General features: G+C 65.7%; 31 protein-coding genes. 15 read left to right on the top strand and 16 right to left on the bottom strand.

Annotation, left to right across the window (positions count from 1 at the left end; all coding sequences use genetic code 11):
- Positions 1–10 precede the first annotated feature (10 nt).
- Positions 11–1,366 carry a PE family protein gene (locus G6N68_RS31740; protein ID WP_163719704.1) on the top strand — a complete coding sequence of 452 codons (1,356 nt, stop codon included), beginning with the start codon at positions 11–13 and terminating at the stop codon, positions 1,364–1,366.
- Here G6N68_RS31740 and G6N68_RS29480 read toward each other — a convergent pair.
- Entirely contained in the window at positions 1,363–2,289 is a 927-nt protein-coding gene (locus G6N68_RS29480) for a DNA-3-methyladenine glycosylase family protein (RefSeq protein WP_163720071.1), read from the bottom strand. The two genes, G6N68_RS31740 and G6N68_RS29480, sit on opposite strands and share 4 nt — an antisense overlap.
- 77 nt (positions 2,290–2,366) lie before the next feature.
- Between G6N68_RS29480 and G6N68_RS29475 the strand changes: the two genes are divergently transcribed.
- A complete protein-coding gene (locus tag G6N68_RS29475) occupies positions 2,367–2,711 on the top strand; it encodes a nuclear transport factor 2 family protein (protein WP_163720070.1) in 345 nt (114 codons plus the stop codon).
- 13 nt (positions 2,712–2,724) lie between these two features.
- Here the strand turns inward: G6N68_RS29475 and G6N68_RS29470 are convergent, their stop codons facing one another.
- From G6N68_RS29470 to G6N68_RS29455, 4 genes are all read right to left on the bottom strand, one after another.
- Positions 2,725–3,102: a DUF427 domain-containing protein gene (locus G6N68_RS29470; protein WP_163719702.1), complete on the bottom strand. Its 378-nt coding sequence runs from the start codon at positions 3,100–3,102 to the stop codon at positions 2,725–2,727.
- Positions 3,099–3,929 (bottom strand): class I SAM-dependent methyltransferase, encoded by an 831-nt coding sequence (locus G6N68_RS29465; RefSeq protein WP_163720068.1) that lies wholly within the window; start codon positions 3,927–3,929, stop codon positions 3,099–3,101. Before G6N68_RS29465 ends, G6N68_RS29470 begins: the two co-directional genes overlap by 4 nt.
- A 61-nt stretch (positions 3,930–3,990) precedes the next feature.
- Positions 3,991–5,013, bottom strand: a complete 1,023-nt coding sequence (locus G6N68_RS29460) for an NAD-dependent epimerase/dehydratase family protein (protein WP_163719699.1) — start codon at positions 5,011–5,013, stop codon at positions 3,991–3,993.
- The gene (locus tag G6N68_RS29455) at positions 5,010–5,516 is read right to left on the bottom strand and encodes a nuclear transport factor 2 family protein (RefSeq protein WP_163719697.1); all 507 of its coding nucleotides are present in this window, start codon (positions 5,514–5,516) and stop codon (positions 5,010–5,012) included. Before G6N68_RS29455 ends, G6N68_RS29460 begins: the two co-directional genes overlap by 4 nt.
- 74 nt (positions 5,517–5,590) lie before the next feature.
- Here G6N68_RS29455 and msrA point away from each other — a divergent pair, with 74 nt between their 5' ends.
- Positions 5,591–6,118, top strand: coding sequence for a peptide-methionine (S)-S-oxide reductase MsrA (msrA, locus tag G6N68_RS29450; protein WP_163719695.1), 528 nt, complete (start codon positions 5,591–5,593; stop codon positions 6,116–6,118).
- Positions 6,119–6,323: 205 nt separating this feature from the next.
- Here the strand turns inward: msrA and G6N68_RS29445 are convergent, their stop codons facing one another.
- Complete coding sequence (locus G6N68_RS29445) at positions 6,324–7,649, bottom strand: cytochrome P450 (RefSeq protein WP_163719694.1); 1,326 nt, start codon at positions 7,647–7,649, stop codon at positions 6,324–6,326.
- Between the two features lie 125 nt (positions 7,650–7,774).
- Between G6N68_RS29445 and G6N68_RS29440 the strand changes: the two genes are divergently transcribed.
- The 3 genes from G6N68_RS29440 to G6N68_RS29430 are packed head-to-tail and all read left to right on the top strand — an operon-like array spanning position 7,775 to position 9,698.
- Positions 7,775–8,416 carry a TetR/AcrR family transcriptional regulator gene (locus G6N68_RS29440; RefSeq protein WP_163719692.1) on the top strand — a complete coding sequence of 214 codons (642 nt, stop codon included), beginning with the start codon at positions 7,775–7,777 and terminating at the stop codon, positions 8,414–8,416.
- A gap of 11 nt (positions 8,417–8,427) precedes the next feature.
- The gene (locus tag G6N68_RS29435; protein WP_163719690.1) at positions 8,428–8,640 is read left to right on the top strand and encodes a TOBE domain-containing protein; all 213 of its coding nucleotides are present in this window, start codon (positions 8,428–8,430) and stop codon (positions 8,638–8,640) included.
- 14 nt (positions 8,641–8,654) lie between these two features.
- The gene (locus tag G6N68_RS29430) at positions 8,655–9,698 is read left to right on the top strand and encodes a zinc-binding dehydrogenase (protein ID WP_163719689.1); all 1,044 of its coding nucleotides are present in this window, start codon (positions 8,655–8,657) and stop codon (positions 9,696–9,698) included.
- 7 nt (positions 9,699–9,705) lie between these two features.
- Here the strand turns inward: G6N68_RS29430 and G6N68_RS29425 are convergent, their stop codons facing one another.
- Positions 9,706–10,941 carry a sulfotransferase family protein gene (locus G6N68_RS29425; RefSeq protein ID WP_163719688.1) on the bottom strand — a complete coding sequence of 412 codons (1,236 nt, stop codon included), beginning with the start codon at positions 10,939–10,941 and terminating at the stop codon, positions 9,706–9,708.
- Positions 10,942–10,969: 28 nt separating this feature from the next.
- Between G6N68_RS29425 and G6N68_RS29420 the strand changes: the two genes are divergently transcribed.
- Positions 10,970–11,569: a TetR/AcrR family transcriptional regulator gene (locus G6N68_RS29420; protein WP_163719687.1), complete on the top strand. Its 600-nt coding sequence runs from the start codon at positions 10,970–10,972 to the stop codon at positions 11,567–11,569.
- Between the two features lie 8 nt (positions 11,570–11,577).
- On the opposite strand, the gene G6N68_RS29415 is transcribed toward G6N68_RS29420, so the two are convergent.
- Positions 11,578–12,783, bottom strand: coding sequence for an IS110 family RNA-guided transposase (locus G6N68_RS29415; RefSeq protein WP_163719686.1), 1,206 nt, complete (start codon positions 12,781–12,783; stop codon positions 11,578–11,580).
- Between the two features lie 230 nt (positions 12,784–13,013).
- On the opposite strand from G6N68_RS29415, the gene G6N68_RS29410 reads away from it, so the two are divergent.
- Positions 13,014–14,126 (top strand): DUF1214 domain-containing protein, encoded by a 1,113-nt coding sequence (locus G6N68_RS29410; RefSeq protein WP_163719685.1) that lies wholly within the window; start codon positions 13,014–13,016, stop codon positions 14,124–14,126.
- A gap of 70 nt (positions 14,127–14,196) precedes the next feature.
- Here G6N68_RS29410 and G6N68_RS29405 read toward each other — a convergent pair whose 3' ends face one another.
- The 4 genes from G6N68_RS29405 to G6N68_RS29390 all read right to left on the bottom strand — a co-directional run bounded on the left by G6N68_RS29405 (position 14,197) and on the right by G6N68_RS29390 (position 18,055).
- A complete protein-coding gene (locus G6N68_RS29405; protein ID WP_163719683.1) occupies positions 14,197–15,237 on the bottom strand; it encodes an LLM class flavin-dependent oxidoreductase in 1,041 nt (346 codons plus the stop codon).
- Positions 15,237–15,752 carry an SRPBCC family protein gene (locus tag G6N68_RS29400; RefSeq protein ID WP_163719682.1) on the bottom strand — a complete coding sequence of 172 codons (516 nt, stop codon included), beginning with the start codon at positions 15,750–15,752 and terminating at the stop codon, positions 15,237–15,239. Before G6N68_RS29400 ends, G6N68_RS29405 begins: the two co-directional genes overlap by 1 nt.
- A gap of 98 nt (positions 15,753–15,850) precedes the next feature.
- Positions 15,851–16,954 carry a fatty acid desaturase family protein gene (locus G6N68_RS29395; protein ID WP_163719680.1) on the bottom strand — a complete coding sequence of 368 codons (1,104 nt, stop codon included), beginning with the start codon at positions 16,952–16,954 and terminating at the stop codon, positions 15,851–15,853.
- Between the two features lie 39 nt (positions 16,955–16,993).
- On the bottom strand, positions 16,994–18,055 hold the full coding sequence (locus G6N68_RS29390) for a ferredoxin reductase (protein WP_163719678.1): 1,062 nt from the start codon (positions 18,053–18,055) through the stop codon (positions 16,994–16,996).
- A gap of 70 nt (positions 18,056–18,125) precedes the next feature.
- Between G6N68_RS29390 and G6N68_RS29385 the strand changes: the two genes are divergently transcribed.
- Positions 18,126–18,800 carry a TetR family transcriptional regulator gene (locus tag G6N68_RS29385; protein WP_163719677.1) on the top strand — a complete coding sequence of 225 codons (675 nt, stop codon included), beginning with the start codon at positions 18,126–18,128 and terminating at the stop codon, positions 18,798–18,800.
- 11 nt (positions 18,801–18,811) lie between these two features.
- Here G6N68_RS29385 and G6N68_RS29380 read toward each other — a convergent pair whose 3' ends face one another.
- Both G6N68_RS29380 and G6N68_RS29375 read right to left on the bottom strand, forming a co-directional pair.
- Complete coding sequence (locus G6N68_RS29380) at positions 18,812–19,156, bottom strand: hypothetical protein (RefSeq protein ID WP_163719675.1); 345 nt, start codon at positions 19,154–19,156, stop codon at positions 18,812–18,814.
- Between the two features lie 84 nt (positions 19,157–19,240).
- Positions 19,241–19,846: a GNAT family N-acetyltransferase gene (locus tag G6N68_RS29375; protein WP_163719672.1), complete on the bottom strand. Its 606-nt coding sequence runs from the start codon at positions 19,844–19,846 to the stop codon at positions 19,241–19,243.
- A 53-nt stretch (positions 19,847–19,899) separates the two neighbouring features.
- Here G6N68_RS29375 and G6N68_RS29370 point away from each other — a divergent pair, with 53 nt between their 5' ends.
- Positions 19,900–20,985, top strand: a complete 1,086-nt coding sequence (locus tag G6N68_RS29370) for a F420-dependent hydroxymycolic acid dehydrogenase (protein WP_163719670.1) — start codon at positions 19,900–19,902, stop codon at positions 20,983–20,985.
- Positions 20,986–20,991: 6 nt separating this feature from the next.
- Here the strand turns inward: G6N68_RS29370 and G6N68_RS29365 are convergent, their stop codons facing one another.
- A complete protein-coding gene (locus G6N68_RS29365; RefSeq protein ID WP_163719669.1) occupies positions 20,992–21,897 on the bottom strand; it encodes an NAD-dependent epimerase/dehydratase family protein in 906 nt (301 codons plus the stop codon).
- 139 nt (positions 21,898–22,036) lie between these two features.
- Here G6N68_RS29365 and G6N68_RS29360 point away from each other — a divergent pair, with 139 nt between their 5' ends.
- Positions 22,037–23,332 carry an acyl-CoA dehydrogenase family protein gene (locus tag G6N68_RS29360; RefSeq protein ID WP_163719667.1) on the top strand — a complete coding sequence of 432 codons (1,296 nt, stop codon included), beginning with the start codon at positions 22,037–22,039 and terminating at the stop codon, positions 23,330–23,332.
- An 84-nt stretch (positions 23,333–23,416) separates the two neighbouring features.
- Here the strand turns inward: G6N68_RS29360 and G6N68_RS29355 are convergent, their stop codons facing one another.
- Positions 23,417–23,872, bottom strand: a complete 456-nt coding sequence (locus G6N68_RS29355) for a MaoC family dehydratase (RefSeq protein WP_163719665.1) — start codon at positions 23,870–23,872, stop codon at positions 23,417–23,419.
- Positions 23,873–23,892: 20 nt separating this feature from the next.
- On the opposite strand from G6N68_RS29355, the gene G6N68_RS29350 reads away from it, so the two are divergent.
- Genes G6N68_RS29350 through G6N68_RS29335 form a run of 4 tightly spaced genes read left to right on the top strand, consistent with a single transcriptional unit; the run spans position 23,893 to position 26,477 of the window.
- Entirely contained in the window at positions 23,893–24,390 is a 498-nt protein-coding gene (locus G6N68_RS29350) for a metallophosphoesterase family protein (protein ID WP_163719663.1), read from the top strand.
- Positions 24,391–24,416: 26 nt separating this feature from the next.
- Positions 24,417–24,869, top strand: coding sequence for a MarR family winged helix-turn-helix transcriptional regulator (locus G6N68_RS29345; RefSeq protein ID WP_163719661.1), 453 nt, complete (start codon positions 24,417–24,419; stop codon positions 24,867–24,869).
- Entirely contained in the window at positions 24,866–25,642 is a 777-nt protein-coding gene (locus tag G6N68_RS29340) for an ATP-binding cassette domain-containing protein (protein ID WP_163719659.1), read from the top strand. The genes G6N68_RS29345 and G6N68_RS29340 overlap by 4 nt, the downstream gene beginning before the upstream one ends.
- Positions 25,632–26,477 carry an ABC transporter permease gene (locus G6N68_RS29335; RefSeq protein WP_163719657.1) on the top strand — a complete coding sequence of 282 codons (846 nt, stop codon included), beginning with the start codon at positions 25,632–25,634 and terminating at the stop codon, positions 26,475–26,477. Before G6N68_RS29340 ends, G6N68_RS29335 begins: the two co-directional genes overlap by 11 nt.
- Positions 26,478–26,517 lie beyond the last annotated feature (40 nt).

Genomic DNA, 26,517 nt, shown 5'->3' with positions numbered 1-26,517 from the left:
GGGTAAAGCCGTGTCCTATCTCTACGCTGCGCCAGAGGCGCTGGTGAGCGCCGCCGGTGAGCTGGCGAACTTCGGTTCGGCGCTCGCCGAGGCCAGTAATGCCGCAGCCGCCCCCACCATCAGCGTGTTGGCCGCAGGGGCTGACGAGATATCCGCCGCGGTCGCGGCCCTGTTCTCCGCGCACGGACAGAGCTATCAGGCGCTCAGCGGCCAGATGGCAGCGTTTCACCAACAGTTCGTCCAGACACTGGGGTCGGCCGGGGCCACCTATGCGGCCGCCGAAACGGCCGCGGCCGCGCCGCTGGACAACTTGCTCGCCATCATCAACGCACCCACCCAGACCCTGCTGGGTCGCCCGCTGATCGGCGACGGCGCCAACGGCGGGCCGGGGCAGAACGGCGGGGACGGCGGATTGCTGTACGGCAACGGCGGACGAGGCGGGGACAGCATCACCCCCGGGGTCGCCGGCGGCAATGGCGGATCGGCGGGGTTGATCGGTAACGGCGGTGCGGGCGGGACCGGGGGCGCAGGCGCAATGGGCGGAAACGGTGGAAACGGCGGATGGTTGTCCGGTGTCGGCGGAGCCGGCGGGACTGGCGGTGCCGGTGTGGCCATCTTTCAAGGCGGTGGAGCCGGTGGCGAGGGCGGGGCCGGTGGGCTCTTCTTTGGAGCCGGTGGAGCCGGCGGCAACGGCGCGGTGGGCGGTGATGGCGGTATCGGCGGCGTCGGCGGTGCCGGGGGTGCCGCCGGATGGTTCGGTAACGGTGGAGGAGGGGGTCTCGGTGCGAACGCCCTGGCCATCGGCTCCTTTGCCGCCGACGGCGGCGCCGGCGGCAACGGCGGTACCGGCGGGTTGTTGTATGGCACCGGCGGAGCAGGGGGCAACGGCGGAAACGGCTTCGGCAACTTTGGCAGCACCGGTGCCGGCGGCGCTGGCGGCGCCGGCGGTGCCGGCGGCTTTCTCTACGGCGACGGTGGGAGCGGCGGCAATGGCGGCGGCGGGCAACCCGGCGGCGGCAACGGCGGGAACGGCGGAGCAAGCGCCGTGCTGGTCGGCAGCGGTGGCGCGGCAGGCAGCGGTGGTCTGAGCTTGTTCCGCGGCGGTGACGGCGGCAATGGCGGGACCGGCGGGAGGCTGTTCGGCAACGGTGGTGCGGGCGGCGGTGGTGGCGCCGCCGTCTTTGGCAATCCCGACGATGTGGGTGGCAATGGCGGCAACGGCGGCAACGCCCAGCTGATCGGCAATGGCGGCAACGGCGGAGACGGCGGAGACGCAGGGATCCCTGGGGGTGGTGGAATCGGTGGAGCCCCCGGGCAGTGGTACGGCACCCCCGGAGCACCCGGCGCTACCGGCAACCCCACCTAAAGCGAGCGAATGTTCTGCACCGGCAACCGGGCGCCACGACGCGGTTCGTAGGCCAAACCGCTGGCTTCGAGCAACCGAACCACCCGGTGTCGATGCGGTCGCATCGGTTCCAGCAACTCGAGCATGCCGGCGTCGTCGACCGGTCGACCGAGCAACGTCCAGCCGATCATCTTCGGAATGTGGTAGTCGCCAACCGATACGGCGTCGGCGTCACCAAACGCGCGTTGCGCCGTCTCGGCCGCAGTCCACACGCCGACCCCCGGCAGCGACATCAGCGCCTCCCGCGCCTGGGCCGGCGGCATCGACACCAGCCGCTCCAGCGACGTCGCCCGCCGCGCGCATCCCACGACCGTCCGAGCCCGTCCCGGGTCGACATTTGCCAGATGGAACTCCCAGGACGGAATCCGTCTCCACACGTCCGCCGCAGGCGGGACCCGCATTCCCGCCGGCGCCGGTCCCGGAGCGGGCGTGCCGAATTTGGTCACCAGCACCCGCCACGACCGGAAGGCGTCCGCACCGGGCACCCGTTGTTCGATGATCGCCGGGATGAGCGCCTCCAACACCTGACCTGTGCGGCCCAGGCGGAAATGCGGAAGCCGGCGATGTGCGGCGGCGACGGTAGGCTCCTGCGGCGCGAAATCCGAGGCATCGTCGTCGGCACCAAGCATCGCGGGCAGCATGTCGAGGAACTGCGCGGCACCATCGCCCCAGGCCAGGCACTCCGCGGCGTCGGGAGCCGCGCGCCGGATCCGGGCAGTGACCGGCCCGCTGGGCAGCAGGGCGGTCCGCCATATCGTGCCGTCCCCCGGAACCCGGAAACACGGGTCACCGCTTCCCCGACGCAGCGGCGCCAGGGTATGCCCGAAGCTGGCCGCTCCGGGAAGCGTGACCACCGCGGCTAGGCCTTTCGCGGGCCCGTCGATTGACCCCAAACTATCTCCCGATACAGGATGGCGATGTGACGACGCCGTTCGACGACCCGCAAGCCGAACTGGCGTGGATGTTCATGCAGAGTATGTGCGAAGGTGGCGACCTCGACGAAAGCTTCGAACTGCTCGCCGACGACTTCACCTACTGGAGCATCACCACCCGCAAGGAGTTAGACAAGGCGGCCCTGCGCCAGGCCATCGAACGGCGCAAACAGGTCTTCGAGGTCAACATCGAACTGTTGCGGTGCGTCAACGAGGGCGAAACCGTCGTCATCGAGGGGGAGGTGTACGGCGTCTCCGGCGAAGGCGTCAAGTACAACAGCCCGTTCGTGTGCATCTTCGAGACCCGCGACGGGCTCATCACCAAAATTCGTGAGTACAGCGACACACAGTCGTTGGCGGAGGTGTACCCGTAGCGCTTTAAGGTGCCTAGGCAACGACCTCGATCTCGGCCTTGTGCGGGTAGAACGCAACGTGGCCGGCGATCGCCGCGACCGCGGGATAGGGCGCCTCATAGGTCCAGATCGCGTCTTCCACGGTCTCGCCCCCCGCGGTGGTGACGCTGTAGTAGCTGGCCTCGCCCTTGAACGGGCAGTAGGTGCTGGTGTCGGTGCGAGTCAATACCTCTTGGACCACGTCGCCGAGCGGAATGTATTGCACTGCGGGCAAAGTGGCTTCCCGTAGCTCGAGGGCCGACGTGGTGTCGGCGACCAGCTCGCCGTTGATGCGGACCTGCACCCGCCCTCTGGTGGATTCGATGGTGATCGGGTGTCCGGCGCTTGGCTCTTTTATTTCCGGGTGGCTCATGATTTGTGCAACGCGCGCTCGCGCTCAACATTCCCATCCTGAGATCGGTCTCGCCCGAACGCGTAGCGATGGTATTGCGCCATGGTGCGCAGCACCGGTACCGCACCCATCGCCCGGCCCAGCCAACGCATCGCCGGTGACACCAGGCTGAAAGTGTCGCTGTCGAACACCGATTCCCAGGCCAGCAAACGCACGCCCGGTACCGCGTCGAGGATGTCGGATGGCCCGTCGATCCCCCAGTGCAGCTTCGAACCAGAGCGGCGGACCACGCTGTTGATCAGTTGAGTCCGGATCCCGAAGGTATTGAACGCATCGAATTGCAGTTCTCCGGAAGGGAATTGGTCGACGACTCGGCGCAGTAACGCCAGTCCGTCACGCTCGGTCAGGTACATCGTCAGGCCCTCGCCGAGAAAGAGCGCAGGTCGGTCGCCGGGGATTTCTCTCAGCCACGCGGGATCCGCCACCGACGCCGCCACCACTCGATAGTTCTCCCGGCCGGGGTAGACCCGTTCGCGCAGTTCGATCACTTCGGGGTAGTCGATGTCGTACCACCGCACCCCCGGCCCGGGGTCCAGTCGGTACACGCGGGCGTCCAGGCCGCACCCCACGTGCAGTACCACCGATTCCTCGTGCACCGCCAGGAACTGACGCGTCCAGCGGTCGAAGTGGGCGGTGCGGATCGCGACCGAAGGCGCCCGTCTGGGGCTGATAGTCGTTGCGCGCCAGTCATAATCGATCTTCGCCACGGCGGCCTTCGCATACTGGTCACCCAGAATCGGGTGCTCGGCGTCGGCATCAAGCGCCTTTGCGTACAGCGTCGCGAGCATGGTCGCGGGCGGCCCGTTCAGGTCAACATGTACGCGGTCCACTGTCGCGAGCTTAACGAGCTCAGTCGGACGGTGCTGCCGCTCGTTTCTTGCCGTTTCGCATCGCGACCCAGAAGCGGGCCGCTTCGCGGATCGACTCCTCCACCGGACGGGGCTGCCAGCCCAGCTCGCGGACGGCCTTGCTGTGGTCCACCGGGGCCTCGGCGCGCATCATCCGCACCGACTGCAGGCTGAGTTCGGCGTCCTTGCCGGTGACCCGGGCGCGCAAGCTGCCGAACGCGCCGAGGGCATACAGCACGGGCACCGGAATCGACCGCCGCGGCGGTGGCACCCCGGCCTCGTCGGCCGCGATCCGCACGACGTCGTTCAGCGCCATCATGCGTTCGGAGATCAGGTATTTCTCACCGTTGCGTCCGCGTTCGGCCGCCAAGATCATGGCCCGGGCCGCATCGTCGACACCGACCACTTCCAGCTCAACGCCGTTCATCAGGAACGGCAACTTGCCGAAGACCGCGCCGGCGATGAAGGCACCGTGCGGGGTGCCGCCCCAGTCACCACTGCCGTAGGTCGTGGAGACGCACATGGCGACGGCCGGCAAGCCGTGCTCCGCGACGTACCGCATCACCAAATCCTCTGCCTGTACCCGGGATTGGACGTAGGGAGTGACTTTTCGATCCGGACCGATTCGGTCGGATTCGGTCGCAACGTGCCCATGCCGGCGATCCACCGTCGCGTAGGTACTGGTGAAGACGAACCTGCGCAGGTCGGCATTTTTGGCCACGTCCAGAACGTTCCGGAGGCCTTCGACGTTGGTGCGAAACAGCGGCGACGGGTCGCGCAGCCACGCGCGGGTGTCGACGACGCAGTAGTACACGTCGTCGCAACCGGCCATCGCCTCCCGCACAGTGGCCGTGTCGAAGACATCACCGTGGAATCGGGTGACCTCGAGATCGTCGATAGTGCGCGTGTTGGCGTTCGGGCGCACCACCGCGCGCACCTCGTTGCCGTCTTGCACGAGTAACCGGGTCACGTGCGAGCCGAGAAAGCCGTTGGCGCCGATGACCAGTTTCGGTTTGGTGTTCACTGCGTACCGCCGTACTGCTTCAGAAACCGCGCGGCGTCGTCGTCGAGGTTGCCGTGCTCCTGCGCTATGCGGCACCACTTCAGCGCGGCCTGCACGAAGCGCAGCGGGTTGTAGATGTCTTCTTGCCGGCGCCACAGTCCGTCGCCGGCATAGGTGATGATCGAGATGTTGGTCGCGGTGATCACGCTGCCGTCGCCGGGATCGCGCATGGGGTTGTCGAGTTCCATGATGATCCGCCCGGTGGGTTCGTCGATGACCGACCACAGCGACGGGAACGCCACCATGTGGCTGCCCGGAAACGTCGTCATCGTCCGCTGGATCCAGGTGCGCACCTCATCGCGGCCACGCATGGTGCCGGCGGCGTGTTCGATGTACAGGACGTCGGGTGTGTAGTGCTGCACCCACGCGTCCCAGTCATGCGTTTCGGCCGCTCGCGCGACCGTTTCCTCGAACTTTTCGAAGGCCGCCACCAGTTCGCTACGGGGGAATTCCGGGCCACTCACGCGCCGTTACACCTCACGCGCGGAGTGTAGCCTGGGGCCAGATTCGGCCCCGGGGCCGGTTAGGAGGACTCGACATGGCACCAGCTCAGAACGAGACCAAGAGGGCGATATTGGCCGGCGGTTGTTTCTGGGGTGTCCAGGAACTGATCCGCAAGCAACCGGGGGTGGTGACGACCAGGGTCGGCTACACCGGCGGCGACGTCCCCAACGCGACCTACCGCAATCACGGCAGCCACGCCGAAGCCGTCGAGATCATCTACGACCCCACGGTCACCGACTACCGCACGTTGCTGGAGTTCTTCTTCCAGATCCACGACCCCACGACGAAGAACCGGCAGGGCAACGATCTGGGTCCCAGCTACCGGTCGGCCATCTTCTATGTCGACGAAGAGCAGAAGCGCATTGCGTTGGACACCATCGCCGATGTCGACGCGTCCGGCCTGTGGCCCGGAAAGGTGGTCACCGAGGTCACCCCGGCCGGGGACTTCTGGGAAGCCGAACCCGAGCACCAGGACTACCTGCAGCGTTACCCGAACGGCTACACCTGCCACTTCGTGCGGCCTGGGTGGAAGCTGCCGCGACGGGCTCAGGTCGCTAACTGACGGCCCCCGCGCTGAGCGCGCTGGCGCGGCGAGCCTGAAAATCCGCAGGGCTCCATCCGCAGTTTTCCTGCCAGGACTCAGGCTGGCGACCTCAGCGGCGATTCGCGACGGTCACGTCGTGAGCCCCCAGCCATCGCCGCAGCGAGCCTGAAAATCCGCAGGCCTCCACTCGCAGTTTTCCTGCCAGGATTCAGGCTCGGTGGAGTCAGCGGCGGTGCACGACGATGCGGCCGCCGCTTTTCGGGGTATACGCAACCCCGCGGCCGTGCCAACGCTCGTCGCGTGCCGTGGTGGTCTCAATGGTGAAGTGCTGCAACACCGTTCGCAGCACGACATCGAGTTCCATGTTGGCGAATGCCGCCCCCACGCAGCGGCGAGTCCCGCCGCCGAACGGGATCCAGGCGAAAGCGGGCGGCTTCGACCCCATGAACCGTTGCGGGTCAAAGCGCTCCGGGTTGGGGAAGACGTCGGGGTCCTCGTGAATCTGTGCGATGTTGACAATCAGCGATGACCCGCGGGGAAGCGTCCATTCGCCGAGTTGGTAGACGTCGGAAAAGACATGGCGCGGGGCGAAATCGATGACGGTCCTGACTCGCTGGACCTCGAGAATTACCGCGTGCCGCAGTTCGCTGCCTCCGGCGTCAACCTCTTGCACCAAGTCGGCCAGCACCTCGGGATGCCGACACAGTCGTTCGAACGCCCAGCCCAGGGTTGACGCCGTGGTTTCGTGGCCGGCGGCCAACAGGGTAAGCAGCTCGTCACCAATGTCCTTGCGCGACATGGCCGAACCATCCTCGTAGGTGCTGCGCAGCAGTAGCGCCAGCACGTCCGTGCGCTCGTGGAAGTTCGGGTCGGACTGCTCGTTGGCGATCAATTTGTCGATGATGACGTCGTAGTTTTGCCGCCACTCGGCCATCCAGCCCCACGGGCTCAACCGCCCGTAGTTGCGTTTAGGCATCGGTAGCGCCGCCAATCGCGAACCCAGGGTGACCCAGGGCGGAATGATGCGGCGCAGCTCGTCGAGCTCGGCGCCGTCGGCGCCGAACACCGCGCGCAGGATGGCGTTCAGCGTAATGCGATTCATCGACTCCAGCGTCGGAAACAGCTTGCCCTCAGGCCATTTCGCGGTTTCGCACAGCGTTTCCCGTTCGATGATGGTCTCGTAATTCTTGATGCTCTTGCCGTGGAACGGCGGCGCCAGGAGCCGGCGCCGGCGACGGTGCTCCTCCCGGTCGAGGGCGAACACGGATCCCGAGCCGAACAGCCGGCTCAAGTTGGGCTTGATGTTGCCCAGCTCATCGGGGCTGGTGGTGAAGATCTGCCTGGCCAACTGCGCGTCGCCGACCACCACGATGTCGCCGTAGATGGGGACGTGGACGCTGAACACCTTGCCGTACCGCCGGGCCAGGTTGCGCATCATTCGTCGGCGCGCCGTGGCGAAGCCAAGTCCCTGGATGAGCGCCGGCATCCGCGTTGCCGGAGGCAACTTGATCGCAGGCGGCGCCGGTGCGGCTTGGACGACTTCGGTCATGCGCTGTGCTCCCGAGATTGGTCCCGCATCGCGGTGGTACTACGGCGTACCGTTGGCCTTTCCCGGTACGGTACCTTTTAGTACCAAGCCTGACAAGATCTGTTGTCAACAGGAGGGGCGGACACATGGCCTCAGCGACGGCGCTGCCATCGGGGCCATCGGGCGCGGCTGGCGCGGAACTCGTGGACGCTGATCCATTTCGGCAACGCCTGCTCGGCGGCCTGGCCACTTCGATCGATGAACGTGGCTACCGCGCCACCACCGTCGCCGACATCGTTCGGCACGCGCGCACCTCCAAACGCACGTTCTACGACCAATTCTCCAGCAAAGAGCAGTGCTTCTTGGAACTCTTGCTGTTCGACAACCAGAAGCTCGCCAGCAACCTCCGAGCGGCCGTCGATCCCGAAGCCGACTGGCACGTGCAGATCCGCCAGGTGGTCGAGGCGTTCGTCGACCATATCGAATCCCGGCCCAGCCTGACTTTGAGTTGGATACGCGAGCTTCCGTCGCTCGGCGACATTGCCCGCCCTGTGCAGCGACACGGCACTCAGTTGCTCACCGGGTTGCTGATCGAACTCAGCGCCAGCCCAGGGTTTAAGCGGGCAAACCTGCCACCGTTGAGCGTGCCGCTGGCGGTGATCCTGCTGGGCGGGGTGCGCGAGCTGACCGCGATCGCCGTCGAAGACGGCCGACCCGTCCGCGACGTCGTCGAACCGACGGTGGATGCGTCCATCGCATTGCTGGGGCCTCGTCATCAAAGGGATTAGGCTCGGGTGTCATGCGACTTTCCACTCGGAACCAGCTCACGGGCACCATCACCCAGGTTGACCTCGGCAGCGTCATGGCCATCGTGAAGGTGCGCCTCGACGGCGGCGATCAGATCATCACCGCGTCGGTCACCAAGGATGCCGCCGTCGAGCTGGGCCTCACGGTGGGCCAACCCGCGACGGTGTTCATCAAGTCGACCGAAGTGACGGTCGGCGTCGACTGACCGATACAGTCCCCATGACCGCCACCATGCGGGCCGAGCGCTTCTACTCGGACACCAAACGCGTTGAGCTGGAAGATGTTCCGATTCCAGAGCCGGGACCGGGCGAGGTTCTGGTCAAGGTCGCCTTCTGCGGTATCTGCCATTCGGACCTGAGCCTGATCAACGGCACGTTCCCGCCGCAGGCGCCGGTGGTGACTCAGGGCCACGAGGCATCGGGCACCATCGCGAAACTGGGGCCCGATGTGACGGGCTGGGCAGAGGGCGACCGGGTGGTCGTCGCCGCAGGTCGCCCCTGCCAGGTCTGCCCGAACTGCCGGCGAGGCGATCTGAGCAATTGCCAGCGGATCAAATTGATGGCCTTCGCCTACGACGGCGCGTGGGCGGAATACACGGTGGCGCAAGCGGTGGGACTGACCCGAGTACCGGACAACGTCCCGTTGGAGCAGGCCGCGATTCTGGCCGATGCGGTGTCGACACCGTTCGGCGCGGTGGTTCGCACCGGCAAGGTCGCGGTCGGAGAATCCGTCGGCGTATGGGGCGTCGGCGGCGTAGGAACCCACATCGTCCAGTTGGCCCGTTTGGTGGGCGCGGTTCCGGTGATCGCGTTCGACATCAACCCCGCCGTGCTGGAGCGCGCGCTGGAACTCGGCGCCGACTACGCGTTCGACACCCGCGACGACCGACTGTACGAACGGGTCGCCGAGATCACCGGCGGTCGCATGCTGGACGTGGCGTTCGACGCCGTCGGCCTGAAAGTGACGTTCGAGCAGGCGCTTAGCTGTGTGACCGTCGGCGGCCGGTTGGTGGGTGTCGGGATGAGCGCGGAATCCCCAACCGTCGGGCCCACCGCCATGTTCGGGCTGACCCGCAAGCAGGTACTCGGTCACCTGGGCTATCAGAACGTCGACATCGAAACCCTGACCAAGCTGGTTTCAGCTGGGCGCCTTGACCTTTCGCGTTCAATCAGCGAGATCGTCGCCCTCGAAGACATCCACCGGGGCATCGAGAAGCTGGAACGCCAGGACGGCAATCCGATTCGGATCCTCGTCAAACCTTGAGCAGCGGCTAGGCCAGGAACCGCTCGACGTATCCGGAAAAGCGCGCCCGCAGGTCGTCTTCCTGCAGCCCGAACATCTCGTATGACGTTGCGACGCTGCCCAATCGACCGCGCCGGTGGCCGGCCAGGTAGTCGGCGATCGCCGCACGTGCCGCGTCGGTGTACTTTTCATCGGCGAGGGCGTACACGCGCTTGGCAATGCCGACTTCGTCGGCCATGAAGTCGTCGAAGCGGATATCGATCGAGCGGTCGTCGCCGATGATGTCGCGATCGCGGACTAGCGCGTTGAGCATGCGCTCGAGCCTGTCAACCCAGTACTGCGCGATCTGTGCCACCGGTACCGGTGAGCGGTGCATGCGCGCGGAGTAGGTGATCATCGCGATCATGGACAGTGCGACGGGGACCGGGTCCCGGTGCGTGAAAATCACGATGCTGTCGGGGAAGACCCGGTTCAGCACCCGCACCTGCTCAAGATGCTGGGGTGACTTCAACAGCCAGCGATCCGCGCCACGGAGGAACTGCATCGCCTTGAGTTGCGTGGCCAGGTGGCGGTAATGGGGCGTCTGGTCGTGGGCCTGGTAGTAATCGCGCCACTGCGGCACGTCGGCGAGCGTCTCGAAGTACATCGTCGAGAAATCGTTGGCCAGCAACTGGATTTCTTCGTGCACGTGATCGGTCGTCATCTCGTGCATGAGCGCGAAATGCGGCATCACGGTGTTGATCACGCTCACCGCCACGTCCATGCGGGCGCGTCGCGGGTCCGGTTCGACGCCGACCTCCGACGGCAACGGGAAGGGTTCGACGCTCTCCCAGTACGGCATGGTGCGGAAGGTCGGTGCCGCCGCCAGGAGATTGTGCAGATGCGTGGTGCCGGTGCGGGGCAGCCCGGCGATCACCAGCGGGGCGCGCAGTTCGATGTCGCCGATCTCTGGATGCCGGCGCAACAGGTCGGTCAGCAGCAGTCGGTTCTTGAGCAACTGCAGCAGCTGGCTGTAGAAGTTGACGATTCCCGCGTCGTGCAGGTTGTCGATGTTGCGCAGCGCCTCGAGGTACACGTCGAGGCGCTCGCGGTAATCCGTGGGGCCGAAATCGGACAGTCCGGTGTCGGCACTGGCCCGCTCATGCAGCGCGTCGGCGTACAGCGGACAGAGCGGGGCCATCGTGGCCATCATGTCGAGGATCTGTTGGGCCTCGGGGCTGAATTGCGGTTGGTCGAGGTCTTCCAAGCGAACGGCGTCGGTCACATCGACTTATGTTACTCTGAGTCACGTAATGGTTGTAGACTTTGGCCGACCGCGCGATCCGCGTATCGACGGTGCCGTACTGTCCGCCACGGTCGAGCTGCTGGCCGAAACCGGCTATCCGAAGCTTTCGGTCGCGGCGATCGCCAAACGCGCCGGGACCAGCAAGCCCGCCATTTACCGGCGCTGGCCGAGCAAGGCCCACCTGGTGCACGAGGCCGTGTTCCCGATCGGCACCGCTACCGAGATCCCCGGCACGGGGTCGCTGCACGAAGATCTGGCCGAGATGGTGCGCCGGACCTTGGCGGTTCTGACGACGCCCGCCGCCAGAGCGGCCCTGCCCGGGTTGATCGGCGAGATGGCGGCGGACCCAACCTTGCATTCGGCCCTGCTGAAACGTTTCGGCGGCATTTTTGCCGGGGGCCTTGCCGAGTGGCTCGACGGCGCCGCGGCCCGGGGCGAGGTCCGTCCCGGTGTGCGCGCCACCGACCTGGCCGAGGCGATCGCCGGCCTCACGTTGATCGCCCTGCTTACCCGCGGCGCCGAACTCGACGACGCCTGGGTCCATCGGACCACCACGTTGCTCCTGAAAGGAATCTCAATGAGCGTGTCAAGCGGTAAGGACGCTTAGTGAGTGGGTCAGGCGGCCGCGGCCGAGGGTTGCTGGGGTTGCCAGGTTCGGTTCTCGCGCAGCAGTGCCCACAAAACATCGACATGGCGGCGTGCCAGGGCAAGCAGGGCCTGGGTGTGGATACGGTTCTCGGATCTCTTGCGATCGTAGAAAGCTCGCGAGGGGCCTTCGATCTTGAGGCTGGACAGTGCCGCGAGGTAGAACACGCGGCGCAACCGGCGGTTGTAGCGCTTGGGTCGGTGCAGATTGCCAGTGATACGCCCCGAATCTCGGGGCACGGGCACCAATCCGGCGAACGATGCCAGCCGGCCCGCGTTGGTGAACGCGGCCATGTTGCCGCCGGTGATCACAATGAACTCGGCACCCAGATGTGGTCCCATACCGGGCATCGACTCGATGATGGCGGCGCTGGGATGCTCACGGAATTTCTTGGTGATCTGCTTGTCAATGTCCTTGATCTGGCGATCCAGATCCAGCAGCCGCGCTGCGAGCTGTTTGATGAGCCCGGCGGTTCCGGCTTCGCCGGGAAGGGTGATCGTCTGCCCTGCTGCGGCAGCGACGGCCTTGTCAGCGATCACCTCGATTCCGGTGGGCCACGCCTGGCGTTTCCGAAGGTGCTTAATCACTCCAGTTCTTTTCGCCAACCGGATTTCAGCTGGGGTGCACATATTGGACACCAGGATCAACGGAGCGCGGGTCGAGTAGTCGAAGGCGGCTTCCAGGGCAGGGAAGATGGCGGTGAGCATCGAACGCAGCCGGTTTACGCCACGCACCCAGTCAGCCATCAGATCCGAGCGGTATGCAGTCAGCGACCGCAATTCGGCCACCAGGTCGTCGCCGGGTACGACCGGGGACAGATCTCGTCGCAGCCGAGCGGTTTCGGCGATCACGCGAGCGTCTTTGGCGTCGGTCTTGCCTTCACCGCGGAACGCGTGACTCATCGTATTGACCGTGCGGCCCGGCACATACACCACCGCAGCTTTGGAGCTCAGCAGCGTGGCGATCAGCAGCGCCGCCGGCGGCGAGGTCAAATCAATCCCCCACACCACCCGGTGAGCAGTCCCACCGGCCAGAGCGATCAACGCTTCGATCGCAGCCTGTTCGTTTGGGATCTTCTTCGACCACGCCACGTTTCCGGCGTGATCGATCGCGCACGCATGATGCGTGGACTTACCAACATCGATACCCACCCACACCCGGTCCGTTTCGGCCATACCGCTACTCCTGACGTTGCAGTCCCCAAGGACAACCCCGCCAACAGGTCCTTAGAGCAGCGTCATCAATCACGCGTCAGATCTCAATCAGTGGCCAGGACCGTCCAAAACGGCGGGGCGGCCATTCCTTTCAAGCAACAACCGTTGCAACAACGCATTAGCCACACCCCACCGTCCTGAGCATCCAGGACATCCAATCCCAGACCCCTACAACCCTAAGGAATCAGCGCATGACGCACGAATCGACGGCCGCATGGCAGGAGTTGCTGGCCACCCTCGGCGACCTCGACCGCTCCTTCCTCGAGGGCGACCGCGCGGTGACCGATGACCGCCACATCGCCGACGGCTACCGCATGCTCGCCACCACATTGGGCGTCGCGTTCGACACGTACCTGTTCCCTGAACCGGGTCGGCCGCAGTTCGTCGCGGTGAATACCCCGTTTCGCCGCGACCGTCGCTGGGGCGGCGACAACACCGATGCGTACTACTTCATGTGCCCGGTGGATCCGAAGCGGCGGTACCGGATCAGCGGCAACAAGGGCGACAGCGTGTACTTTTCGGTCACTGCCTACAACGAGCCGGCGCCGGGCGCGTGGTCGGATCGCATCGTTGCGATCGTGCGAGACACCGATCTGGACATCGACGCCGATGGCAACTTCTCGTTCGAATTTCCGCCGACGCCCGACGCGGCCGTGTTGATGACCCGCGACTACCAGGCGCATCCGCTGACCGGGCGGCCGATCGCCTGGAACATCGAGGCACTCGACGACCCGGAGCCGATCCGCCACGGCGACGCCGAGACGGCCGCCAGGCTGCGAGCCGCCGCCGCCTGGGTGCGGATGATGTTTGCCATCGTGCCGCTACCGGTCGGCGCGCGCGCCGACGATCAGCACGGGCTGGGACACGAAATCGCTCATACCGCAAACCAATTCGCCGAGCCTTACCAGGTGCCCGACGCCAACTTCGGCTGGTCGGCACGCGACGCCTGCTACTGCTACGGCAGCTTTGTGCTTGAGGACGACGAAGCGTTGGTCATCACGCACCGGCCGCCGTCGTGCAGGTTCTGGAACCTGGTGGTGTGGAACCAGTTCATGGCCACCTACGGCGACCCGCAGGATCCCGCCGCCCGCTCCTCGCTCAACAACCACAGCGCGGCACCCAACAGCGATGGGTCCGTCACGGTCGTGCTGTCGAACCAGATAACCGCCCACCCGAATTCGCTGTCGACGCTGGGCTATCCGCGCGGCAACCTCGCGTTCCGGTGGTTCCTGGCCGACGAGGTTCCCGGACGCCCCGAGGTGCAACTCGTCAAGGCCTCGGACGCGCCGACCAGCGCAACTTAGCCCGCGAGCAGACGCAAACTCGTACGTTTCGGGCCCGAAACGTACGAGTTTGCGTCTGCTCGGCAGGAGTTCACGTTTGACGCACGAGTTCAATGGCCCGGCCCAGCGTCGCGAGTTTGGCGTCGAGCGTGTCGCCCGCCGGATACAGGCGCACCGTGTCCACCCCCGCGTCTCGCCACGTCGCGAGGCGTGTCCGGACCATCTCCTCGGTGCCGATAAGCGTTGTGGCCAGCACCATTTCGTCGGTCACCAACGCCGCGGCACCATCCCGGTTGCCGCTTTGCCAACGCTGTCGCACCAAATCGGCCACCTCGGCCCAACCCTGTCGGCTGTAGGCCTGGTTGTAGAAATTCGTACTGGCCGAGCCCATCCCGCCGAGACTGAACGCCAGTTCCGACTTCCGCGCGGCAACCATGGTGCGCAGTTCGTCCCCGTCGGAGGCGAACGCGACTTCGGCGCCCTGGCAGACGTCGATGTCGGCGCGGGTTCGTCCAGCGGCCGCGAGGCCCTCGTCTAGGTGCGCGAAATAGGCGTTGCCGGCGCCCTCGGGAACAAAGCTGGTGCCCAGCCAGCCGTCGGCGATCTTGCCGGTCAGTCGCAGCATCGCGGGTGACAGGGTGGCCAGGTAGATGGGGATGGCGTGTTCCGGCCGCGTCGACAACCGCATCGGCTTGGCCTCCCCGCCGGGCCGCGGAATCTGGAACTCCTTGCCGGAATACGAGATCTTGCCGCCGGCGAACACCTGTCGGACGATCTCGACGGTTTCGGCGACGCGCGCCAGCGGCCGCGCGAACGACACCCCGTGCAGGCCCTCGATCACCTGCGGCCCGGAGGCGCCCAGTCCGAGCAGGAAACGGCCGGACGACAGGTTGGACAGCGTGATCGCGGTCTGCGCGACGGCAACCGGGGATCGGGTGCCGACCTGCAGGACGCCCGAACCCAGCAGCATGCGACTGGTCCGCGCCGCGATGTAGCCCAGTGCCGACGGCGCATCCGTACCCCAGGCCTCGGCGACCCAGCACACGTCCAGACCCAGCTTTTCGGCTTCGACCGCGAACTCGACCACTTCCCCAGCGCCCGTTGACAGTTCGACCGTCGTCGCGGTCCGCATCAACGCACCCCGTGCTCGGCGAGCCTCTTGATGGACGCCAGGGTCATGCCGATCGCGGTCTCGAACTCCCGCAGCCGCACGAAGACGATCTTTTGTTCCTTGTCGGGCATTGCGTCAATCGCCATCGACAAACCCGACCGACCCGGGCCCATCTGCATCCAGTAGGTCAAGACCGTACCGCCGTCCCGCGGGGTCAGCACGAATCGCCATGTCGCCGAGGGGTATTCGGGATTACCGACCGCCCAGGCGAACTCGCGCGGCTGGTCACAAGCCACGACCTGGGAGGTGGTGCTCCATTCGCCGAACGCATCGTGACTGTTGTGCCCGACGAAGCGGGCGCCGAGCTTGGGTCCGGTGGCGCCCTCGACCCACTCGACCGACTGCAGTTCGCTACTCAGGGTCGGCATCAGCTCGATGTCCGAGACCAGGCTCCACACTCTCAGCGGTTCAGCGTCGATCCATGTCGAGGCTTCCACCGTCGGGTTGTCCGCGTAGCGCGCGCCGGTCCATTCCACAGGTTCATTGTCCCCCCGACAAACGAATCGAGACCGCGTCCAGGGTGACCCGATGCCGAAATGACACACCCTGGGCGCGGTCTCGATGACGCCGCCGATTAAGCGGCGACGAGTTCCGTGCTGGCCTTCTCGGCGCGGGCCGACGGCCGCAGCGAGTCAGGGAACGAGAGCCGGACGATCTTGCGGACGACGGTGCCGAACTGCTTGAGCAGCGGGCCCTTGTTGTAGGGGATGCCGTAGCGCTCGCAGATCTCCTGCACCTCGGGCGCGATCTCGGCGTATCGCCGGGCCGGCATGTCGGGGAACAGGTGGTGCTCGATCTGGTGCGACAGGTTGCCCGACAGCAGGTGGAACGTCTTGCCTCCGGTCAGGTTCGCCGAACCCAGCACCTGGCGGAAGTACCACTGGCCGCGGGACTCGTCCTGAGTCTCCTCGACGGTGAATTCCTGTGTGCCGTCCGGGAAGTGGCCGCAGAAGATGATCATGTACGACCACACGTTGCGCATCAGGTTGGCGGTGAGATTGCCGGTGAAGACGAAGGGCGCGAACGGGCCTGCCAGCAGCGGGAAGGCGACGTAGTCCTTGAGCGTCTGCCGACGGGTCTTCTTCCAGATCTCTTTCAAGGTGTCGCGCTTGTCGCGCAGCTTGATCTCGTGGGCGCGGAGCCGCTCGGTTTCCAGTTCGTGCAGCGCAACACCGTACTGGAACAACACCATCAGCAGGAATGCGTATATCGGGTTCCCCAGGTAGTACTTCTCCCAGGGCTGGTCCTCGCTCATCCGGATGATGCCGTAGCCGATGTCACGGTCCATTCCCACGATGTTGGTGTGGGTGTGGTGCATGTAGTTGTGCGAGTGCCGCCATTGGTCGGCCGGGCACGCGGTGTCCCACTCGAAGTCCCGGCCGGAGATCGTCGGGTCACGCATCCAGTCGTACTGACCGTGCATGATGTTGTGGCCGATCTCCATGTTGTCCAGGATCTTCGCGATGCCCAGCATGCCGGTGCCGAACAGCCAGAACGGCGGCAGGAACAGCAGTGCGCGACCGCCGACTTCCAGCGCGCGCTGGGTCTTGATGACGCGGCGGATGTACTCGGCGTCTTCGGCGCCGAGGTCGGCCATCACCCGGTCCCTGATGGCGTCGAGCTCGCGGCCGAACGCGTCGGCCTGCTCTTTGGTCAGGGTGATCTTGTTCTTTGTCATGGTTTTCCCTCCTGAAAGTTTTTGGGGCTGCTCGGGGTCTCAGAGCGCGATCTCGACGTCACCGCACGGGACGGACACGCAGATCTGCACTTTGTCGTCCGGGACCGTCGACACCGCACCGGTGACGAGGTTGCGAACGGTCCCTGAGGTCTTGCGTCGCGTGCAGGTGTGGCAGATGCCCATGCGGCAGCCGCTCTCCGGCGTCAAACCGGCCGCTTCGGCCTGTTCCAGCAACGAGCGACCGTCGTCGACGACGTCAACCTTGCTGTCCGCGAACGTCACTCGACCACCCGTGGGATTGGCCGGCGGCTCGAACACCGGAGGCACGAAACTTTCGGTGAACACGTTTTCACAGTTCTGCCGGACCGCCTCGACCAAACTGGTGGGTCCGCAGACGAACACCATGTCGGGCGACGGCATGGCGGCCGCCAGGTGGTCCGGGCCGAAGCGGCCAACCAGGTCTCCGGAATCGGACCGGGTGTAGCCGCGCAGCACGCGCACGCCAGGCATGCCGGCCAGCTCGTCGCGGTAGTTCGCCTCCGCCTCGGTGCGGGCGTAGTGCACGAACGCGATCTCGCCCGGATGCCGCTCGGCGACCAGCGTGCGCAGCATCGACATGACGGGAGTGATGCCGCTGCCGCCGGAGACGAAGAGAATCCGCCGCGGTCGCTCGGTCGGCAGTACGAAGTCGCCGCCGACGCCGTCGAGGCCCACCACCATGCCGACACGAGCCTGCTCGTAGAGGTAGGTCGAGACCAGTCCGCCGTCGTGGACGCCGATCGTCAGCTCGAGGTGTGCGCTGCCTTGGGCATTGGCCGGGGAGTAGCACCGCACGTGCCGGCGGCCGTCGATCTCGACAGCGAGGTTGACGTACTGCCCGGCCTTGAACGTGCGGGCGGCGGTGAAGGCGCGGTTCGGAGCCAGCGTCAGCGTCACGCTGCGTGGGGTGGTGCGCCGGACGTCAACGACCTTGGCGCGGGCCTGACCCATGGTCCAGGTGGGCTCCACCAGCTCGGTGTAACGGTCGACCCCGTGGGGACCGGTGAGCAGATCGACTAGGTTGGAACCCAGGATCCGCTGCTTCAAAGTTTGAGTGAACATATGTACACCATGCGTGGCGACGCCGCAGGTCGTCAAGGATTTTTAGCTGGTCTGTGGTAGGGTTCACACAGTGAACGATCGTACGCCTAGCTCACGTCCGCGGCGATCGTCCCGCGAACGTACGCGGGAGAGTCCGTCTCGGGAGGAACGCAAAGAGGCGACGCGGCGCGCCATCATCGCCGCCGCGCTCAAGTTGCTTCAGGACCGCAGTTTCAGCGGCCTGAGCCTGCGCGAGGTCACCCGGGAGGCCGGCATCGTGCCCGCGGCGTTCTACCGTCACTTCGAGTCGATGGAGGCCCTCGGCCTTGTCATGATCGACGAGTCGTTCCGCATCCTGCGGGACACGTTGCGCGGCGCGCGGGCCGGCAAGCTCGACCCGAATCGAGTGATCGAGTCCTCCGTCGACATCCTGGTCGGCAGTGTCGCCGAACGCCGTGAGCACTGGCGGCTGATCGGCCGGGAACGCTCCAGCGGACTCAGCGTGTTGCGTTACGCCATCCGCACCGAGATCCGGTTGATCACCTCCGAACTGGCCACCGACCTGGCGCGCTTCCCTGGCCTGAACGAATGGAGCACCGAGGACCTCAACGTGCTGGCGACGCTGTTCGTCAACGCGATGATCGTCATCGCGGAGGCGATCGAGGACGCCCAGAGCGCCGAGGCGCTCGAAGAGATCCGGCGCATCGCGATCAAGCAGTTGCGGATGATCGCGATCGGCGTGGCCAACTGGAAAAGCAGTCCCTAACTACTCGACCACTACTCGACGACCTGGTAGAAGGACTCGCCGTCTTCCGGAGCGCCGGACACCTGACCCCGGTGGATCCGGCCGGGAACGTCTTCTTCCGGCGTACTTGCGGCACCACTGAGGACGTCAGGTTCCTCTGCGGCGAGGCGGTCGTCCAGCGATTCGCCTTCCCGTTCTTCACGTGCCGTCATTCCCGGGCCGTCGGCCGCGGTCCAGTCCTCGGGTGGATCGACGACGATGTCGCCGTCGTCGTTGCGAAGCTCGTCGGGGTCGGTGGACTCTTCCTGATTCAGGGTGTCGCCGGGTCCGCCCTCTTCGGGAAAGTCCGCAGGGTCAACTAGCTCGGAATCAGCCATAGGGCCACGGTTGCCCGCTGGATCGGGCGGCCAAACGCCCCAACCTCGATGCCGCTGTCTGATACCGCTTCGATACGGCCGCGCTCAGCGCGGCTCGCGCCACATGGACCACAGCGTGGGGCCGCCGTTGGGCAGCTTGATCTCGCCGGTAACGGTGAAGCCGAAACGCTCGTAGTACGGCACATTTTCGGGTTTGCTCGACTCGAGATAGGCCGGGCAATATTCGGCATCGCAACGCTCGAGCCGGGATCGCATGAGGACCTGTCCGTACCCCTTGCCGCGCACGTCCGGATCGCTGCCGATCGTCGCCAGATACCAATGCGGCTCTTCGGGATGGACCCGCCTCATCGCCGCCTGTATTTCCCGTCCCATGGCGACCCGCAGGCGGAATATGCGCAGGAAGGACGGCACCATCGCCCACTCGGCTCGACGCGACTCCTGCCACTGGTTCGGCGGGTCCCACAGTGCCGCCGCACCGATATCCGGCCCGTCGCATGCCACCTCGACACCACCGAGGGGCAAGTGGTGGTGGCGGGTCATCGCGCCGAACAGCCTGCCCAGATGCGCGGTGCGGGTCTTTTCGTTGGGCAGCAGCCATAACGACACCGGGTCGTCGTAGAAAGCCCGCCCCAGGGTTCGCGATAGCGCGCGCAGGTCGGCTTTTCGGGCAGGGCGTGCTTGCGGCGTCATGCCCCCGAGGCTAGTCCAGGTGTGACGCAATACTCGGCGGGTATTCGAGCCCGATGACGGGCATTTCGAGACGAACCCTGGGACAGCTGGCGGCCGGTATCGGCGCCCTCGGCGCGGGAGGTCTGGCCGCGTGTGCTCGCGACGACTCCCCCAGCAGTCACCCACCGCCCTCCCCAGCCAAAGGCGTGGGAATTGTGTTGTCCCATGAGCAATTTCGCACCGACAAACTGGTGGTGCAGGCCAAGGCCGCCGAAGATGCCGGCTTCCAATATGCGTGGGCCAGTGACCACCTCCAGCCCTGGCAGGACAACGAAGGCCATTCGATGTTTCCGTGGCTGACGTTGGCATTGGTGGGCAACAGCACCAGTCGCATTGCCTTCGGAACCGGGGTGACCTGCCCGACCTACCGTTATCACCCGGCCACGGTCGCCCAGGCTTTCGCCTCGCTGGCCATCCTCAGTCCCGGTCGGGTTTTCCTGGGTTTGGGCACCGGAGAACGACTCAACGAACAAGCCGCCACCGACACCTACGGCAACTATGAAGAGCGCCACGACCGTCTTGTCGAGGCCATCGAGCTAGTCCGACAGTTGTGGAGCGGCGAGCGAATTTCGTTCAACGGTCGTTACTTTCAGACCAATTCGCTCAAGCTCTACGATTTACCGGCTGCGCCACCGCCGATCTTCGTCGCGGCCGGCGGACCCAGGAGCGCCGCCCTGGCAGGCCGGTACGGCGACGGATGGATCGCGCAGGCCCGCGACATCAAAGACTCGAAATTGGTCACCGCCTTCACTATTGGCGCACAACAAGCCGGTCGCGACCCCGCCGGCCTTGGTAAGCGCGCCGAACTGTTCGCCGTCGTCGGCGACAGCATCGTGGCCAAACACGCCGCGTCTCTGTGGCGCTTCACCGCTGGGGCGGTGGATCAGCCGAATCCGGTCGAAATTCAGCGCGCCGCTGAATCGAATCCGATCGACAACGTGCTTGCGAACTGGGCTGTCGGTACCGACCCAGCCACGCACATCAGAGCGGTGCAATCGGTTCTCGACGCCGGGGCGGTGCCGTTCCTACACTTCGCGCAGGAGAACCCGATTGCGGCCATCGATTTCTACCGCAGTGAGGTGTTTCCCAAGCTGCGTTGACGCGCTTCAGGCTCCGATCATGGACGGGTAGCCCTCGCGGACGCTCGGGTATTTGGGCCGCCAGTCCGTCGCAGTTCGAAACCTGTTGTTGCTCACCCGTAGTGAGCGGGTCAACGAGGTAAGGCGATCGCCCAGCAACAGCGCCGACCGCCCCGGGACGACAATCCACGGCTTGACGCCGACGGCGGCCGCGAGCGCTGCGGCGTTGTCGCGCTTGGTGACCGGCTCGTCGTCGACGACGTTGTAGGTACCGCCGGGACACTCGAGCGCGGCGACGACGGCGGACGCGGCATCGGCGAGATGGATCGAGGACATGTAGGAATCGGCACGGCCGCCGACGAATCCGATATGTCGGCGCGCCATCGCCACGATCTGCTCGCTGTGCGCAGCACCCCGCCCGTAGAACAACCCAAACCTGAGCACCACAGCCGTGCCGCCCGCCGCGCCGAATCGACGGTTATTCGCTTCGGCGGCATGGTTTCCGGCCGCGATCGGGTAGTGGTCAACCGGCGCATCCTCGGTGATCCAGCGGTCGCCGGCGTCCCGGTAGATCATCACCACCGATTCCTGCACCACCCGCCGCACACCCGCGTCCAGCGCCGCGTCGACCACGGCCGCCGAGCCTTCGGTGCGTATTCGTTCGCACTCGCGCCACGCCGATTTGCGGATGAAACTGGCCGGCGGCGGCAGCGCCGTCGCCAGGTTCACCACGACGTCGTGACCGGCGAACGCCTCCGCCAGCGCCTTACGGTCGAACAGTGACACCGCCACCGGCGTCGCACCTTGCGCGCGCAGCGCCGCGGCCTTGGCCTCGCCACGGGCCAGCGCGGTCACCTCGTGCCGGGCGGCGACCAGCGCGGGAACCGCGTAGCCGCCGATAGCGCCGGTACCTCCGGTCAGGAACACCCTCAAATCAGCGTCCTCAGTCAAATCGGCCCGACCCCGACTACTACTTAGGGTAACTACGGGTAGGTGCGGATGAGGACCTTACGATGGGGGGACCCCATCAACGAGCCGGTGCGACGTGGCGCCGGGGAACGGTTGCTCAGACGTGTGGGACTTCGAAACGGACCCGGAATACCAGGCGAAGCTGGACTGGGTCGAAAAATTCATGGTCGAGGAACTCGAGCCGCTTGATCTGGTGGCTCTCGATCCTTACGACAAGAAGAACGCCGAGATGATGGCGATCCTGCGGCCGTTGCAGCAGCAGGTCAAGGACCAGGGCCTGTGGGCCGCGCACCTGACGCCCGAACTCGGCGGCCAGGGCTTTGGCCAGGTGAAACTCGCCCTGCTCAACGAGATCCTCGGGCGGTCGCGGTGGGCGCCGTCGGTGTTCGGGTGCCAGGCACCCGACTCGGGCAATGCCGAGATTCTGGCGTTGTTCGGCACCGACGAGCAGAAGGCCCGCTACCTGCAGCCGCTGCTGGACGGCGAGATCACCTCCTGCTACTCGATGACCGAACCCCAGGGCGGGTCTGACCCCGGGATGTTCGTCACTGCCGCGCGCCGCGATGGCGACGACTGGGTGATCAACGGCGAGAAATGGTTTTCCACCAACGCCAAGCACGCATCGTTCTTCATCGTCATGGCCGTCACGAATCCGGAGTCCCGGACCTACGACCGGATGTCGTTGTTCATCGTGCCGGCCGAGACGCCGGGCATCGAAATCGTCCGCAACGTCGGCGTAGGTGGGGAATCCTCCAAGCGCGCCAGCCACGGATACGTCCGCTACAACGACGTCCGGGTACCGGCGGACCACGTGCTCGGCGGTGAGGGCCAAGCATTCGCGATCGCGCAGACGCGTCTCGGCGGCGGCCGCATCCACCACGCAATGCGCACAATTTCACTGGCGCGCAAAGCTTTTGACATGATGTGCGAACGTGCGGTGTCGCGCAAGACCCGGCACGGTCGGCTGGCCGATTTCCAGATGACTCAGGAGAAGATCGCCGACAGCTGGATCCAGATCGAGCAGTTCCGGCTGCTGGTGCTGCGCACGGCCTGGCTGATCGACAAGCACCACGACTACCAGAAGGTGCGCCGCGACATCGCCGCGGTGAAGGTCGCGATGCCGCAGGTGCTGCACGACGTGGCGCAACGAGCGCTGCACTTGCACGGCGCGCTCGGCGTTTCCGACGAGATGCCGTTCGTCAAGATGCTGATCGGTGCCGAGTCACTCGGCATCGCCGATGGTGCCACCGAGTTGCACAAGATGACGGTCGCCCGCCGCACGCTGCGTGAATACGAGCCGGTGACAACGCCTTTCCCGTCTCAGCACATCCCGACCCGACGCGCCGCGGCCGAGGCGCTGCTCGCCGAGCGCCTGGAACACGCCATCGCCGAGTTCTGACCGCCAACACCCCCCAATACCCGCGAGCAGACGCAAACTCGTACGAAAATGCCTGTCTGAGTACGAGTTTGTGTCTGCTCGCGGTCAGGAGATGTAGCGAACGACGCTCTCGGCCACGCAGGCCGGCTTCTCCGAACCCTCGACCTCGATGGTGGTCGACATCGTTGCCTGGACGGTGCCGTTACCGAGGTCGTCGACATTGACCAGCTTGCTCGTGGCACGGACCCGCGAGCCCACCGGAACCGGCGCCGGGAAGCGAACCTTGTTGAGCCCGTAGTTGATTGCCAGCTTGATGCCCTTGACGGTGTAGATGTCGTGCTGCAGTCGCGGCAACAGCGACAGGGTCATGAAGCCGTGGGCGATGGTCGTGCCGAAGGGCCCGTCTTTCGCTCGCTCCGGGTCGACGTGGATCCACTGGTGATCACCGGTCGCATCGGCGAACAAATTGACCTCTTCCTGGGTGATGGTCACCCAGTCGCTCTGCCCGATGGTCTCCCCCGCGGCGGCGGTGAGTTCGGCTACTGACTCAAAGGTGCGCATGACGGGTAAGCATAGGACTCGTGAGGCTGCTGCTGATTGCCGATACCCATGTCCCCAAGCGTGCCCGTGACCTGCCTGCGCAGGTCTGGGATGAGGTCGCCAAAACCGACGTGGTCATACACGCCGGGGATTGGGTCACGCCCCAGCTGCTCGACCAGCTGGAAGCCAGGGCGGCCCGGCTCATCGCGTGCTGGGGAAACAACGACGGTCCCGAATTGCGCGCCCGGTTGCCGGAGCAAGCCGACGCCACCCTCGAAGGACTGCGCTTCACCGTCGTCCACGAGACCGGAGCCACGGCCGGCCGCGAGGCACGCATGTCCCGCCGCTACCCGGACACCGATGTCCTGGTCTTCGGGCACAGCCACATCCCCTGGGACACCACGACGCCGACGGGGCTGCGGCTGCTCAATCCGGGGTCGCCGACCGATCGTCGGCGCCAACCGCACTGCACCTACATGACCGCGACCGCCGAAAATAACGCGCTGAGCAGCGTAGTTCTACACAAGATCAATAGATAGCTCGACTACAGAGGTATTGTAGTCGGGTGAGCACTCGCACCGACCTCTCCGCCGACGTACCGCGGGTCCTGGGCCGGTTCCGTCGGCAACTGCGCCGTGCGGCCGGCACCGGATACGCGCCGGGTCGGCTGTCGGAATCGCAGGCCGAGTTGTTGCGGCTGGTGTCGCACCGGCCGGGAATATCGGTCAGCCTCGCGGCCGCCGAGCTGGGATTGGTACCCAACACCGCATCCACCCTGGTCACCAAGCTGGTCCGGGACGGCTTCCTGTTGCGCGAGGTCGACGACAGCGACCGACGCGTCTGCCGGTTGCGGCTCACCGATTCCGCCCAGCACGCCATGGACGCCACGGCCGCGGCGCGGCGAGCGGTGCTGTCCGAATTGCTCGACAAGCTTGACGACGAGCAGCGCCGGGTATTGGGACAGGGATTGGAGGTCCTCGAAGAGATGACCAGAATGCTCCGGGAGCCAGGCAAATGAACACGCCAATGGCGATCGACTGCGCGCACCTAACCTACCGCTACGGCCAGCACACCGCCGTCGACGACGTGACGTTCCAGGTACTCCCCGGTGAAACCATGGGCCTGCTCGGGCCCAACGGCGCAGGCAAGACGACCGTGGTGCGCGTACTCACCACCCTGGCGCCCGTTCAGGACGGCGAGCTGCGCATCTTCGGCCTGGATGCGCGGCGGCAGACGATCGACATCAGAAACAACCTTGGCTACGTGCCGCAACAACTTTCGATCGAGACGGCACTGACGGGTCGGCAGAACGTGGAATGGTTCGCGCGGCTGTACGGCGTGCCCCGGGCAGAACGGAGGGAACGCGTCGATCAGGCGCTGGCCGCGATGGATCTACTGGACGTAGCCAACCGAGTGGCTTCCTCCTACTCCGGCGGCATGGTGCGCCGATTGGAAGTGGCCCAGGCCCTGGTCAACCGGCCGTCGCTGTTGATCCTCGACGAACCGACGGTCGGGCTGGATCCGATCGCGCGGGACGGCGTCTGGACACAGGTGAAGAACATGCAGGCCCAATACGGCATGACCGTGCTGCTGACCACCCATTACATGGAGGAAGCCGACGTGCTGTGCGACCGCGTCGCGCTGATGCATCGGGGTGCCTTGCAGGCGGTGGGGACGCCGGAGGAATTGAAGTCGACAGTGTCGCCGGACGCCACGCTCGAGGACGTGTTCCGGCACTACTCGTCCGCGGAGATATCGTCCGGCAGAGAGGCTGAACGCAATGTCGGTTGACCGGACAATCAACGCCGCAAATACCACCAGTGCCGTGGCACCGAACCTGGTCGCGGCACCGCACGGACTACAACGGGTCTGGGCGACGCTGGGACGCGTCGTCGCTTTCGCGATCGTCGAACTGCAGAAGCTCCAACACGACCGAACCGAACTCGTCACCCGCATGGTGCAGCCCGCGCTGTGGTTGTTGATCTTCGGGACGACGTTCAGCCACCTGCAGGTGATCGACACCGGGTCGGTGTCCTATCTCGCGTTCCTGGCGCCGGGCATCATCGCCCAGTCGGCGCTGTTCATCTCCATTTTCTATGGCATACAGATCATTTGGGACCGCGACGCCGGCATCCTGGCGAAGCTGATGGTGACCCCGGCGCCGGCTTCGGCGCTGATCACCGGCAAGGCATTCGCCGCCGGTGTGCGCTCCGTCGCGCAGGTAGTGGGTGTGCTGGGGTTGGCATACCTGATGGGCATCGCCCTGACCATCAACCCGCTGCGGATCGTGGCCGCCATGGCCGTCGTCGTGCTCGGTGCCGCGTTCTTCGCCTGTCTATCGATGACGCTCGCCGGATTGGTCCGCAACCGAGACCGCCTGATGGGCATCGGCCAGGCCATCACGATGCCGCTGTTCTTCGCCTCCAATTCGCTGTACCCGGTGGACGTGATGCCCGCCTGGTTGCACACGCTCAGCACGGTAAACCCGCTGAGCTACGAGGTCGACGTGTTGCGCGCGCTGCTGATCGGCACGCCCTTCCATGCGGTGGACGTTGTCGTGTTGCTGGTGGCACCGATCATCGGAATCGCCACAGCGTCAAAGGTATTGCGCCGCCTGGTCGCCTGACGGCACCAAATATGTTGAAACGCAAGGTAATCGTGACCTA

The organism is Mycobacterium bourgelatii (genome assembly GCF_010723575.1).
Lineage (GTDB): Bacteria > Actinomycetota > Actinomycetes > Mycobacteriales > Mycobacteriaceae > Mycobacterium > Mycobacterium bourgelatii.
Note: the sequence above shows the minus strand (reverse complement) of the source record. Positions and strands in the feature narration are given on the sequence as shown.